The following is a 13,465-nucleotide window of genomic DNA, read 5'->3' as shown; positions in this document are numbered from 1 at the left end:
ACAGCCCTCAGTATATTAAAAATATTCAAATAATTTATTTTGTATATGTTTTTCATATACATGTAATCCTGCGTCCTTTACTACTCAACAGAATGGAGTGAAATCATGGATGTAAGACAGTTGCGTTATTTTCGAACAGTAGCTGAAGAAGGTCAAGTAACGAAGGCGGCGAAAAAGCTTCATATGGCCCAACCACCGCTCAGTCAGCAAATCAAACTTATGGAAGATGAACTGGAACTGAAGTTATTCGACCGACAAGGCCGCAAGTTAGAACTTACAAATGCTGGTGAAGTTTTATATGAGAAAGCTGGTAAGATCCTTAATGATATAGAAGAAACATTAGCAGAAGTTAAGGAAACGAACGAAGGAATCAGCGGTACGCTTCATTTAGGTTCGAATAAATCCTGCTTCTCCTTTCTAACAGAACCGTTACAGCAAATGCGCACAGACTTTCCAAATCTCTCCTATCAGCTTCGTGAAGGCGATACGTATTTCCTAGCTGAATGTATCCGAAACCGGGAAATCGAAATGGCCGTCGTCCGGCTTCCTATAGAGCTTGAGGAATTCGATATGATTCCGCTTCCTTCTGAACCTTATGTTCTTGTTACCCCTGCATCCTGGGAGCTGTTTCCCCCAGACGTCAAGGAAGTGGAAATGGAAAGCTTACAAGACATTCCGCTCATGCTTCTTCATCGGATTAGCGGTACCGGACAATTTGAATTAATCGTAGATGAGTGTCGAAATCATGGCTTTGATCCTATTGTTATTTGTGAGTGTCCAGATCCCACGATGCTGTTGTCATTGACAGCAAGCGGTGTTGGAGCCACCATTATTCCAAAATCCACTCTGTCCGCCTTTTCTTTTTCAAACATTCGAAGCTATGAATTAAAAAATGCTAGCATTGAAGCTGAGTCAGTCATCATTTGGCATAAAAACCGTTACTTGACAAAGGCATCAAGAAGACTGATCCAATCGTTCGAAACAGTTGAAGCCAATTTGGAACTCATTTAGCTATAGACATTGAAAAGGCGTCGTGTGATTGATTCACACGACGCCTTTTATTTCACCTTGGAGCGCTCTGGTCATATTCAAAATAGATTCTGCCCAAATCCGTAATTATTCTGACTTAATTCCAAAAGATTCTTTCCAAACCTTTGTAGAATTCTTCCCTAACGGTTTTTCCCATGGAGCCGCAGCGATTTCCCGAGTGCTAATCTGCCCTAATTACCTAACGAACGGCATCCACCTGATTCGTATCGATTTCATGTCGGATCTGTCCTTTTGAACCAAACAGACTTACGGAAATGAATACGATCGTTGATAAAGGTAAGGCATAAAACAGTGGATCCACATGGGTCCATGGATAGGCCAGTAAGTATCCTTTTCCGAATAATGCCTCAGACAATCCAAAAGCGACAGATTGCTTTTCATGTAAAAATAGAAAGCCGAATATACTCACAGCAAAACCAACAATGATACTTGACACGGCCCCTGCTCTTGATGCTTTTTTCCAATAAAATGCTCCAATAAGGGCAGGGAGGAACCCTGCTGCACAAATGCCAAACCAGAAAGAAGTGGCTTGGGCGATGACACCTCCTGGAAGAAGATAGGCCAAGATAACGGCGAGGAGGACCCCTACGATTACGCCGAGCCTTGCCGGGCTTATTTTATTTCCTAGGACTGTATGAATGCCTAATGTTTTTAAAATATCTTCACCGAAGGCTGCGGCTTGCACATGAATCAATGAACTTACTGTCGAGATCGTCGCTGACAACAAAGTCAAGGTAAATACATAGATAAACCAATCAGGCATGAGTGCATTAATGAACATCGGAATCACGAGGTCAGCATTTCCACCTGCCATATTTATCGAAAGCTCACCTGCTGTTTCCATAAAGTAAACATTACTGAGCGGTCCGATCATATAAGCAGCACCTGTCATGAAAAAGATGAAAATCCCGCCAACAAGGACAGACCGATATAACGCCTTATCGTCTTTCACGGTCATACAACGCATCGCTAATTGAGGTTGTGCCAATACGCCAATTCCAACCCCCATGATAATGGTACTCACGAGCGTCCACCATATCGGTGAGCCAAATACCGGCATGCTCGTCCACCCCTGATGTCCTTGAGAAGCAAGAGATTTTGGCACCATGTTTTTCAAAGAAGCTAGCATCTGATGTCCATCAACGACGCCCCCTACTGCTTGATAGCTGACAAATAGGAAGATGCACATGCCGATCAACATGATTACAGCACCAAATGCATCTGTGTACATAACCGCCTTAATCCCCCCGCCAATCACGTACAAAGCAATCACAACAGCAAGAACCAGTAAAGCAACGTTGAAGTTTATCGATAAGGTTTCCTGCAAAAAACGCCCCCCACCAATTAATACAATACTTGTGTAGGCAGGCATGAAGATAAAAATAACGGCTCCTGAAAATACAGTAATAAACTTAGAATCATAGTGCCTCCCGAGTAAAGCGGGAAACGTTGTTGCGTCCAATTTGATCGAAAGCCTTCTGATCTTTTTCCCAAAGACAGCGAACGCAACAAATACTCCAAGTACAATATTTAAGAAAGCCAGCCATAACAGACCGAACCCATAGATAGATGCGACCCCGCCAAAACCGACCATAGCAGAGGAACTGATAAAGGTCGCACCGTAGGATAAGGCCATGACAATCGGGTTTATATTTCGTCCCCCTACAAGGTAATCTGCTTGGGAGGTCGTCTTTTTATAACCGTAATAAGCAAGCCATGACATTATTGCTATATAAACAATACATAACGGGATTAAAACCGAAAAATTCATTCGCCTTCACCTCCGCGGTTCCACATCAGTGCGCCGAAGATCACACACCCGATACCAGACAGAACCGTGGCAATCCAAACAAAAGCAATCGAAGCATCCTCTAGTCCTAGCATGTTCTACCTCCTCCATCATGAATATCGGTTAAAAACGACCAATTTCATTTGCGACATTTCCTCAAAGGAATACTTTACGCCTTCTTTACCAGTGCCGCTCTCCTTCACTCCGCCATATGGCATGTTATCTACGCGAAAAGTTGGAAAATCATTGATGATCACACCGCCAACTTCAAGACGATCGGCAGCATCAAGTGCTGTAGACACCTGTTCTGTGTAAATACCTGCCTGCAGCCCAAACCTAGAATCATTCACTTTCTCGATCCCTTCCTCAACAGAAGTGATTTTATCAATCAAAACAATCGGAGCAAACACCTCTTGACAGGAGACTTTCATAGCAGGCTGAACATCAAGCAGGACGGTTGGTAAAAGTGCATTTCCTTCCGACTTACCCCCCGTGGCTATCTTAGCTCCTCCCTGTATGGCTTCCTCGATCCACTCAAGGGAACGCGTTACATCTCCTTGCGTAATCAATGCGGAAACATCAGTATCCTCATTTAACGGATCTCCAAGCTTTAACTGGTTTGTTTCTTCAATAAAACGGTCAACAAATTCCTCATACTGGTCTTCATGAACGTAAATTCTCTGCAGCGAGATACATACTTGGCCTTGAAAGCTAAAGGCACCTGTTACACATCGTGAAATAATTCCATCAATGGCAACATCCTTGTCGACAATTAGCGCAGCATTAGATCCTAATTCTAAGGTCACTTTCTTCAGGCCTGCCTTACTGCGAATCTCTTTCCCTACCTCTGGGCTGCCGGTAAATGTGATCATGCTGATCCGATCGTCTTCAACGATCTGGTTGCCAACGATTCTGCCTTTCCCTGTCACAACATTTAATGCTCCAGCAGGAAGACCGGCTTCTTCAAGCAATTCAGCCAGAAAATAGGCAGATAGAGGGGTTTGCGATGCAGGCTTCAAAACAATTGTGTTTCCTGCAGTTATGGCTGGTCCGACTTTATGTGCCACTAGATTCATTGGGAAGTTGAATGGGGTAATCGCGCCAATTACTCCGAGAGGTTCATATTTCGTGTATCCAACACGTCCCTGTCCCCCTGGTGTTGCATCAAGCGGGATCATTTCACCGTGATTTCGCTTCGCCTCTTCGGCAGCAAACTTATAGGTTTGAATCGTCCGTTCCACTTCTCCTCTTGCAGTTGCTATTGGTTTTGATGCCTCTAATGCAATGAGTTGAGCCGCTTCCTCCTTACGAGATTTTAGTAGATACGAAAGTTCTTCAAGAATGTCTGCACGTTGATAGGCTGCTAATTTCTTCATATCACCTCGAGCTTGAGTGGCAGCAACTATTGCTTGCTCTACTTCTGCTTCCGTTGCTGATGGGATCTCACATAATACCTCACCATTATAGGGTGATGTAAGTTCTATATAGTGCTCCGCCTCTTGCCACCTTCCACCAATAAACAAATTTTTTCGTTTTAATGAGCCAGCAACAGTCATAAGTAATGCTCCTTTTGTTAAATAATTTTGATTATATACAGAAAACGCTTTCAAAGATCCGTGTAAAAATCTACCTCCCAAGAATGTCTAGCCTTTATGCAACAAACCATCTTTTAACAGGGAAGGTCATTTAAAACGACTGTGGATATTGTTATATTTATACGTTTTATGTTGGAATTCTACGAGTTCTAACGATAAAGCCAAGTAACTTTCATCAGATATCGAAGCAAAGTGATTTTTCATCACTGCAAAAATCTCTTCACATGTAGATTGTTTTACCTCTTCACTTCGCCCTTTGCCAATTTTGAAAATAGCATGGACGAACGCATCATCTTCTTTCCCGTCAGCAATTCGGTAATTTTTCACCTCATATGCTCTGACGCGGACGCCGCCAACTGGATATGTCTCATTTCGCGCAATCAAAACATCGCTTATTTTTTTCAACAAGTCGGAGATGTCTGTATGGGGCGTAAGGTTATCTGTATATTCCACTATGACATGCGGCATTTTACTTTCCTCCTCCCCATTTATGCATCCTCATCTGTGATCGTATTAACGAGACGGCCCAGCCCTTCGATTTCCGTAACTACTTCATCTCCAACTTTGGTGTCCACTGTCCCTTTAGGCGTTCCTGTTAAAATTAAATCCCCTGGACTTAAGGTCATAAAACTGCTGAGGTACTCAACCAATACAGGAACATCAAAAATCATGTCTTTCGTCGAACCTTCCTGTACGATCTCGCCGTTTACATACGTGCGTAATGCAAGATTCATAGGGTTGCCAACGTCATCAGCATCAACCAACCATGGACCAATCGGTGTACAATGATCCCGGTTTTTCACCCTCAAGTTCGGTCGGTAATAATTTTCTAAGTAATCACGAATAGCATAATCATTGGCAATCGTATAACCAGAAATATAGTTGTACGCTTCTTCACGTTTTACATTTTTCGCTTGCCGGCCGATTACTACAGCTAATTCACACTCATAATGCATGTTAGTGACATCTGATGGTCGATACGTTTTTCCCCGATGACCGACAAACGTATTCGGGCCTTTCAGAAAAACCAGTGGTTCTTCCGGTGCTTTGAAGGAAAGTTCACTCGCATGGTCAAAATAGTTCAGACCGAGTGCAAAACTTGTCCGTGGCTCAACCGGCGGCAGCCATACCACGTCTTCCTCTGAAATGAGTTTTCCGTTTTCCAGTTGGATTCCCTCAGCGGATTCTGTCACATGATGAATATCGCCTTCAAAAGCAACACGTGCTGTCTTCATGATTCATTCCTCCCAAAAGCTTTATTTTTACTCACGACATTTTCAAGCACACCTACTTGATCAATCTCAATACGAATGTGATCTCCGTCTTTGGCAAGCGGCGGATCTTCCGGAACACCGACAAGTAAGGTGTCTCCTTTTTCTAATGTCATAAATTCCGTTACGTCGGCAAGCAATCGTGAAACGGAGCGGACGAGATTCTCCGTATTATTACTTTGCTTCCATTCCCCATTAATATAGACTTGTATGCCTAGTTGGTCTGGATTTGGCACAGCATTTTTTTCGATGATCCATGGACCAATGGGGCAAAATCCGTCACGAGCTTTATGTTTTACTGCAGGCCTAAATACACTTTCATGAGGGACACTAATATCATTAACTACCGTGTATCCTTCAATATAATCAAAAGCTTGCTCTGCCTTTACTCGGGCAGCTTTTTTGCCCATCACTATACCCAGACATGCGCCTACCTCAAGTTCCTCCATGTCATCAGGTAAAGGAATAGAGGCTTGATGCCCAATTACCGTGTTTTGCGGCTTAATATACATAATGGGGGCTTTTGGAGGTGCTTTATATGGATCGTTATGTAAAGCTTCCCCCATTTTTTTAAGAGCCCCTTTATAGTTCAATAATGTACCGTAAATCGTCCCCGAGACAGGGGCATTCCATGTGTTTTCTCCCCCATCCATATCCTCCTCGTTCAATTGAACAGAAGAACCTTTTAAACTTACACCCAGTTCCTCCATCTGCCATCTGTCACCAAGTTTAGCCTTGACTTTATGCATTTCACCCACTCCTTTTCTCTAAATGGATTCTATTCAATTTTCAGAACTATCTCATAATTATAAAGTAACACTCCGTTTTGCATACATAAAATATTGATAACGTTCGTTTTGCATACGAAAAAGATATAACAACGCTTAAGCCAGGTAAGGCCCGAATTCTAAGTGATGATGGACTGTGAACACTTTTTAAAATTGGGCGTATGATAGCACAGGTATATAAAACGATAATGGAGGAAAATATGTATTCTAATCCTTATTACATGAGACAGCCGCCATCCATCCTAACGTCCAAACAAGGGGATGTGAATGGTGATGGTATCCCTGATCATGTCTATTTAATTGGACAAAAGCCTGACGGTAGCACAAGTCCATTCACCACAGAGATTACACTCGTTATTCAAGACGGAAGAACGAACGCTGCCTACAGTATCCCTTTAGAATCAAATGCAGGCTATCAACCCTCAATTTTCCTAGGGATTTTAACGGAGATCGAGTGGATGATATTTTAATCAGTATTAACTCCGGGGGAAGCGGCGGATTTGGTTATTATTATGTTTACTCCTTCCTTAACAACCAGGCGAAGGAATTGTTTGATTACAAGAAGTTCGATGACTCCTTTGTGTACGATGTAATCTATAGGGATCATTACAAGGTTGATGTGGTGAATCGAACTCTCAATCTCACCTACACGATCGATATCCAGAACAAAGGAAGAGACTATTTGTCGGAGATCTACCAACCTGATGGAACATTAAAAGAACCGATTGAGGGATGGGTTTCTGGATTAAATGTGCTTTATCCTATCGATTTTCAAGGGGATGGCGTGTACGAATTGTTTGTTTTTCAAGAAATTGCTGGAAGATACCATGCAGATGGACTTGGGGTGGTTCAAACTCCTTTGAGCTGGGATGGTTCGAAGTTTTCGGTTATGAATGATATTCAGTATGTAGCTGTACTTGGGACAGATATACAGTAAGAAATCAAAAAAGGAGCCTTCAATGGGCTCCTTTTTCATGTAGGCATTAGTCTTTTTTTGTAATTGTAAAACGAGGAAATCGAAAGGCAATTGCGAGCAATCCTGAGATCCCGATCAGCATCGGGTAAAAACAATAAGGGACAACAGCGATGGGAGAAATACTGGCGACTCCTGCTACTGCTAGCATTTGGGCCCCATAAGGGATCAGACCTTGAACCGTACTGCCAAATATATCGAGCATGCTGGCCGAGCGGCGAGGTGCGATGTCAAAGCGATCAGAAATCTGCTTCGCAAGCGGACCGGCTGTTATGATCGCAATCGTGTTGTTAGCTGTTGAGAAGTTTACCGTACTGACAAGACCCGCGATTCCAAGCTCCCCACCTCTGTCATTATTTATTCTTTTACTGATGCTTTGCAGCAAAAATTCAATGCCGCCATTTTGCTTAATTAGCTCCACAAGTCCACCCAGGAGAATCGCGATCATTGCAAGATTTTGCATACTGACAAACCCATCACCGATCAAGGTGATATAGTCCATCATGGAAATTTCTCCAAGGATCAGCCCGACAATGCCGGCAAATAATATGCCGCCGAGCAATACATAAATGACGTTCACTCCGGCTATAGCAAATAGGAGCACAGCTAAATAGGGTAACACTTTTATCAGATTATAAGGATGCTCATTCTGCATCGCTGAGGAAGCATCTGCTGTCAGGATAAAAAAGATAATCGCTGTAATGATGGCCGCCGGCAGAACGATGAAGAAATTTGCTCTAAATTTCTCCTTCATTTCCGTCCCTTGAGTACGGACAGCAGCGATCGTCGTATCAGAAATGACCGATAAATTATCACCAAACATTGCTCCGCTGATAACCGCGCCCATTGTTAAAGCAACGTTAACATCGGTTTGTTCAGCAATTCCTAACCCAACCGGAGCGAGGGCTACGATTGTTCCCACTGATGTACCCATGGAAACCGAAATGAAGCAGGCTATTACAAATAAGCCGACGATCAATAGGCTCCCAGGCAAGAAAGACAGCCCTAAATTCACGGTGGAGTCAACTGCTCCAACCCCTTCAGCTACTTTAGCAAAAGCCCCGGCTAACAGGAAGATCACTACCATTAGAATGATATTGGGGTGGCCTCCTCCTTCTGTTAGCTGTGTAATCTTAGTTTGAAAATCTGTTTTCCGGTTCATCATTAGTGCGACTGCAATCGCTATAAATAAAGCCACAAGTACAGGCATCTTGTAAAAGTCACCTGTTAAGATACCTGAGCCAATAAATAATAGGATGAATATCGCGAAAGGAAGTAACGCCCAGGCATTTCCTTTTATTTGTTGTTCCATTTTCCTATCCCTCTTTTCGCTATTTATGACCAAATTAAAAAGCCTTCTTAACCGAGAAGGCTTGAATGTCCAATTCTATTCCTTCTTATCTATCAAGCAAACAACTTACTGATTGCAAAAGCTTCTTCGGACCAGTTCTTGATAAAAATATCATTATTAAAAAAAGTCCATTTTACACATTACATCAAAATAAAAAGATAAACAAGGAATCCGCCCCAATATCAAAACCCATATATCCCCACCTCAGGTCATCCATTAAATGTAAGTGATAGGGCACTGCAAATGTCACGCCCATTTTAACTTGCTATATACACATGTGCCCTGGAAATGAATATCTTGATAGGGAATGTTTTTATAAGATTAGTACACAGAATTTAGGAAGGGGTTGAACACAATGCATCATGGTATGAACGCAAATATGAATGCAGGTATGAATGCAAATATGAATCCAAATTCTATGGGGAATATGAACGTTGATCCAAAACATATGGAGCATATGTTCCATCTTTGCAAACAGCATATGAATAAAAAGGTGAACATACAAACCGTTTTTGGAGATTCTTTCAATGTTTTCATCGATCATGTGGATGGAGAAAATGTCCATTTAACGTTAGCTAACCAGCACCCGGCAAACAATTCAAGGCAATGGGGATTTGGCTATCCTGGCTATGGCTATGGATACGGCGGGTATGGCTTCCCAGGTTATGGATATGGTGGCGGCATTGGAAGGTTTATTCTACCTCTGACAGCCATCGCTGCATTATCAGTACTGTAGTGTCATTTGGTCATTTTTTTGAAAGCAGCATTCCTTCGAAAGAAGGAATGCTGCTTTTGCTATTATAAAATGATTCATCTTCCAACGCTAGGTTTCCTTCATTCTTTCCGAAAGTTTTTCAAATGGTCCCAGATCAATTGGGACGCATCCAGTTGTGTGTTCACCTCCCCAGTCAGAGAGGAAGCCTGTGTGTCAGGGCCTCCAGGCCATGTGTGTCCACCACCATTAATTGAGTAAAAGACAACTGACTCGTGCTGATGATAGGTATATTTGAATATCGAAGGCTCGTTTAATGCAGTGATTTCTTCCTTCAATTCTAATGATGATTCAGGCCAGGATTTTGCAAAAAACCTTGCTGTTTCCTGTGCCGATAAAAGCTGATCAATCATGTACTCAGAGTTGTACTCCCCGTCATAAGGAACCATGCTATCATCCGTTCCCATAATGAAGAGCATTGGCATCGATTTACGCCACTCACCATCTTCTGCCATATCGCGCACTATAGGCCCCGCAACACCGCCAACACCTGTGATGACATCTTGACATTCTAAAGCAATTCTCATGCTAAAAGCAGACCCATTAGAAAATCCCGTTGCATAAACGCGATCTTCGTCAATTGAAAACTCATGTTTCAACCAATCGATCAGCTTTACTATAAAACCTACATCATCTACATCATTTTGATATGCAGCGTTTTTCCTTCTGCCTTCATTCCATTGTTTTGACATACGGTCAGACCTGTCGAGTTGGACAGCTTCAGGAAATACTGCCATCATCTGATAATCCTCCGCTTTTTCATGAAACCTCGTAATCTTCATGTGATGACGGGCACTGCTTCCGGCCCCATGAAAACCAAATACAATGGGCAATGGTTTGTTTATTTTTTGGGGACAGGCATAATGGAATGTACGATCTCTCCCCTTAAACTCGATTGTTTTTTTATATGTATGCACTGTTATTCCTCCTCTTGAAAAATTTTATCACATAATAAAAGCATGGAAGGCACAATCACCCCCCATGCAAACAAATTTACCCGCTACTTACCCATTCTTTGCTGATCCGGAAGCGGCTTGTTTTTCATCAATGTGAACCAGTTTCTCTTTTCCCATCGGTGTTAACGTAAAACCCGAGTATCCATATATAATTGCAATAATTGGTGAGATAAAACAAATAAAAGAGAACGGAATGTAGCCGACACCTACATTTAATGTTGTCATGATGAATGCACCTGTTACTCCCCAAGGTATCAGTGGATGAATTAGGGTCCCCGCATCTTCAAGCGTACGTGACATATTTTTAGGATGGAGATTTGCCTCTTCGTAGCTTTCTTCAAGCATTTGACCGGGTAAAATAATGGACAAGTACTGTTCTCCCACAACGACATTGATCCCTAAGCAAGAAAGCACCGTTGACGAAATAACATTTCCTCGACTTCTTAAAAAACTCCTCATTCCATCAATGATGGCATGGGCCAAGCCAATTTCCCGAATGATCCCACCAAAAGAAAGCGCCATCAAAATTAACGATACACCGAATAACATACTGTCTAATCCCCCTAGGGACAACAGACTGTCTATGGCTTCGTCACCTGTTTCTGCCGTGTAACCAAAGTGGGCGGTATTCATAATCGTACCAAAGGATACGCCTGATACGGTATAAAACGATGTTAAAACAGCTGCGACTAAACCGATAATCAATGATGGAATCGGGCTCACTTTTCTAAAGGCCAAAAAGATGATTAACAGTGGTGAGATGAGAGCGATGGGTGTCAGCATGAATTCATTATTCAATGTCGTCATCATGGCATCCACTTTACCTGTATCAGCGGCACTGCGATCTGAAGTAAAACCGATAAACGCGAAAATCGCCAGGGTTATGAGTAAACTGGGGACTGTCGTCCAAAGCATGTGCTTAATATGCTGAAAAATATCCACCTTCGCCGTTGCGGCGGCTAGGTTGGTTGTATCTGAAAGAGGAGAGAGTTTGTCACCAAACATCGCCCCACACACGATCGCACCAGCGGTAATGTTCGGAGAAATAGACATACCGTAAGCAACACCCATTAACGCAATACCAATCGTACTAATGGCACTCCAAGAGCTTCCTGTCATGATAGCGACCACTGCGGTGATGATAACCGCAGTTACTAAAAAGATCGATGGAGACAACACTTGAAGTCCATAATACGTGATCGTTTGAACGGTGCCATTGAGCACCCAGACGCCGACAAGGATCCCGATTAAACTTAATATTAAAATGGCTGGGATTCCATAGGATACACCTTTAGTCATGGCTTGCTCCAATTCTTTCCACTTGTAACCAAGCTTTAAGCCATAGAGCGCCACAATGATGGCCGCGAGTACAATAGGAATATGAGGAGCTGCTCCATAAACCAAAATACTTACACCAAGAATAGCGATAATAAAAAGAATGATGAGACTTGACACGAGAAATGAAGGCTTCCTTTTTTTCATGAAATTCCCCTCTCTAGTATGATTAAAAACCAACCGTTATATCTTCTTTTTCCAATAACAAACAGTTGATGCTATCACCGTTTATGGACGCCCGTTTCTATGTCTTTTCCCGGGTTTAACTAGGCTTCAGTGAATTTTCCCCATCACTGAAATGATGGGGAAAATTCAAACGGCCCCTCTAAGTCAACTCCACTAACATCAAATGAGGTTTTTCAATGTAGTCAATAAACTTATTCGTGAACGCGATCGATTGCGATCCATCTGCGACACGATGGTCAAAGGTCAAAGTGACGTTCATCATTTCCCTTATGACAATTTCATCATTGATAACGACTGGCATCTTCTTCGTTTTATGAAATGCCATTAAGCCTGTTTCCGGATAGTTCAAAATCGGGGTGGCCCCTGTACTGCCCATTGGCCCTACGTTGCTAATGGTAAACGTTCCTCCTCTTAAATCCTGACCGGAAAGCTTGTTCTCTGTGGCCTTTTTCGTCAATGTCTTCATCTGTTCGTGGATTTCTACCAGTGATAGATTTTCTACATTTTTTAAAACCGGAACAATCAAGCCTTTATCTGTTCCTGTAGCCAGCCCAATGTTATAAGAGGATTCTAAATAAATTTCTTCCTTCTCTTCATCTAATTTCGAGTTAAATATCGGGAATTCCTCTAAAGAAAGCTGCAATGCTTTGATAAAAAAAGCTGCTACGGAGATTGAGATCCCTGGTTGACGAGTTGTCCCTTCCTTTAGCTGCTTTTTCAAATGTAACAATTCCGTCATGTCCACTTCGTCAAAGTGGGTAACATGTGGAGCTGTATAAAGAGATTGCGTCATTTTTTTGGCTATCTGCTTACGACGGCCTTTGAACGGAATCGTTTGGACAGTTTCATCCACTTCCTTAGAATTTTGAATGACTACCTCATCTTGATGGCTTTTTTCCTCAGCAACCGGAGCAGCCTGTGTCTGCGCTTCGATATAGGCAAAAATATCCTCATCCAATACGCGTCCAGCCCGACCTGTTCCTGTTACGTTTTTAATATTCACGTCATTTTCCCTGGCCACTCTCCTTGTATGAGGCGAAGCCATAACCCGATTCATAGGTAGCCATCTATCTAACGTCCTAGTGGCAGGCTGTGTCGCTACTCCCCCGCTTGCTTCCGATGGTGAAGCCTTCACCGTTGGTTCGAGATTAGGTGATGGTTCCTTTTGATCGGTTGTAATAGTTAAAATAGTCGTTCCTACTTCAACGACTTCCCCTAGTTCAAACTTGATGTCCCCTATTATTCCGTCAGATGGAGCCGTCAATTCCGCTGTCATTTTGTCTGTTTGAATTTCAACCAATGGAGCATCATTTTTGACGGGCTCTCCTTTCTTCACAAAATAATGAAGGATTTCAGCTTCGTGCATCCCCTCACCAATGTCATGTAATTTTACGTCCAT

At 42.6% G+C, this 13,465-nt stretch carries 14 protein-coding genes; 4 read left to right on the top strand and 10 right to left on the bottom strand.

From position 1 onward, the window contains the following. Window positions 1–105 precede the first annotated feature (105 nt). Window positions 106–1,011 carry a LysR family transcriptional regulator gene (locus tag MUO14_RS16450; protein WP_244751686.1) on the top strand — a complete coding sequence of 302 codons (906 nt, stop codon included), beginning with the start codon at window positions 106–108 and terminating at the stop codon, window positions 1,009–1,011. 217 nt (window positions 1,012–1,228) lie between these two features. On the opposite strand, the gene MUO14_RS16445 is transcribed toward MUO14_RS16450, so the two are convergent. The 6 genes from MUO14_RS16445 to MUO14_RS16425 all read right to left on the bottom strand — a co-directional run bounded on the left by MUO14_RS16445 (window position 1,229) and on the right by MUO14_RS16425 (window position 6,454). Next, complete coding sequence (locus MUO14_RS16445; protein WP_244751685.1) at window positions 1,229–2,821, bottom strand: sodium:solute symporter family protein; 1,593 nt, start codon at window positions 2,819–2,821, stop codon at window positions 1,229–1,231. After that, entirely contained in the window at window positions 2,818–2,934 is a 117-nt protein-coding gene (locus MUO14_RS24815) for a symporter small accessory protein (protein ID WP_396265678.1), read from the bottom strand. Before MUO14_RS24815 ends, MUO14_RS16445 begins: the two co-directional genes overlap by 4 nt. Window positions 2,935–2,949: 15 nt before the next feature. Further along, window positions 2,950–4,395 (bottom strand): aldehyde dehydrogenase family protein, encoded by a 1,446-nt coding sequence (locus MUO14_RS16440; protein ID WP_244751684.1) that lies wholly within the window; start codon window positions 4,393–4,395, stop codon window positions 2,950–2,952. Between the two features lie 126 nt (window positions 4,396–4,521). Next, window positions 4,522–4,902 carry a 5-carboxymethyl-2-hydroxymuconate Delta-isomerase gene (locus MUO14_RS16435; RefSeq protein WP_244751683.1) on the bottom strand — a complete coding sequence of 127 codons (381 nt, stop codon included), beginning with the start codon at window positions 4,900–4,902 and terminating at the stop codon, window positions 4,522–4,524. Window positions 4,903–4,922: 20 nt separating this feature from the next. Then, entirely contained in the window at window positions 4,923–5,669 is a 747-nt protein-coding gene (locus MUO14_RS16430; RefSeq protein WP_244751682.1) for a fumarylacetoacetate hydrolase family protein, read from the bottom strand. Beyond that, a complete protein-coding gene (locus MUO14_RS16425; RefSeq protein ID WP_244751681.1) occupies window positions 5,666–6,454 on the bottom strand; it encodes a fumarylacetoacetate hydrolase family protein in 789 nt (262 codons plus the stop codon). The genes MUO14_RS16430 and MUO14_RS16425 overlap by 4 nt, the downstream gene beginning before the upstream one ends. 239 nt (window positions 6,455–6,693) lie before the next feature. Here MUO14_RS16425 and MUO14_RS16420 point away from each other — a divergent pair, with 239 nt between their 5' ends. Further along, on the top strand, window positions 6,694–6,963 hold the full coding sequence (locus MUO14_RS16420; protein ID WP_244751680.1) for a hypothetical protein: 270 nt from the start codon (window positions 6,694–6,696) through the stop codon (window positions 6,961–6,963). Beyond that, window positions 6,948–7,430, top strand: a complete 483-nt coding sequence (locus tag MUO14_RS16415) for a hypothetical protein (RefSeq protein ID WP_244751679.1) — start codon at window positions 6,948–6,950, stop codon at window positions 7,428–7,430. Before MUO14_RS16420 ends, MUO14_RS16415 begins: the two co-directional genes overlap by 16 nt. A gap of 46 nt (window positions 7,431–7,476) precedes the next feature. Here MUO14_RS16415 and MUO14_RS16410 read toward each other — a convergent pair whose 3' ends face one another. Continuing rightward, on the bottom strand, window positions 7,477–8,778 hold the full coding sequence (locus tag MUO14_RS16410; protein ID WP_244751678.1) for a Na+/H+ antiporter NhaC family protein: 1,302 nt from the start codon (window positions 8,776–8,778) through the stop codon (window positions 7,477–7,479). Window positions 8,779–9,172: 394 nt separating this feature from the next. On the opposite strand from MUO14_RS16410, the gene MUO14_RS16405 reads away from it, so the two are divergent. Further along, the gene (locus MUO14_RS16405) at window positions 9,173–9,553 is read left to right on the top strand and encodes a hypothetical protein (RefSeq protein ID WP_244751677.1); all 381 of its coding nucleotides are present in this window, start codon (window positions 9,173–9,175) and stop codon (window positions 9,551–9,553) included. A gap of 98 nt (window positions 9,554–9,651) precedes the next feature. Here MUO14_RS16405 and MUO14_RS16400 read toward each other — a convergent pair whose 3' ends face one another. The 3 genes from MUO14_RS16400 to MUO14_RS16390 all read right to left on the bottom strand — a co-directional run bounded on the left by MUO14_RS16400 (window position 9,652) and on the right by MUO14_RS16390 (window position 13,465). Then, window positions 9,652–10,506, bottom strand: coding sequence for a CE1 family esterase (locus MUO14_RS16400; RefSeq protein ID WP_244751676.1), 855 nt, complete (start codon window positions 10,504–10,506; stop codon window positions 9,652–9,654). Between the two features lie 87 nt (window positions 10,507–10,593). Further along, window positions 10,594–12,027: a Na+/H+ antiporter NhaC gene (gene nhaC, locus MUO14_RS16395; protein ID WP_244751675.1), complete on the bottom strand. Its 1,434-nt coding sequence runs from the start codon at window positions 12,025–12,027 to the stop codon at window positions 10,594–10,596. A gap of 178 nt (window positions 12,028–12,205) precedes the next feature. Further along, window positions 12,206–13,465: a dihydrolipoamide acetyltransferase family protein gene (locus MUO14_RS16390; RefSeq protein ID WP_244751674.1), complete on the bottom strand. Its 1,260-nt coding sequence runs from the start codon at window positions 13,463–13,465 to the stop codon at window positions 12,206–12,208.

The organism is Halobacillus shinanisalinarum, assembly GCF_022919835.1.
In the GTDB taxonomy this organism is placed as follows: Bacteria; Bacillota; Bacilli; order Bacillales; family Halobacillaceae; genus Halobacillus_A; species Halobacillus_A shinanisalinarum.
The sequence above is the reverse complement of the archived record's forward strand: the minus strand, read 5'-3'. Positions and strand labels throughout refer to the sequence as shown.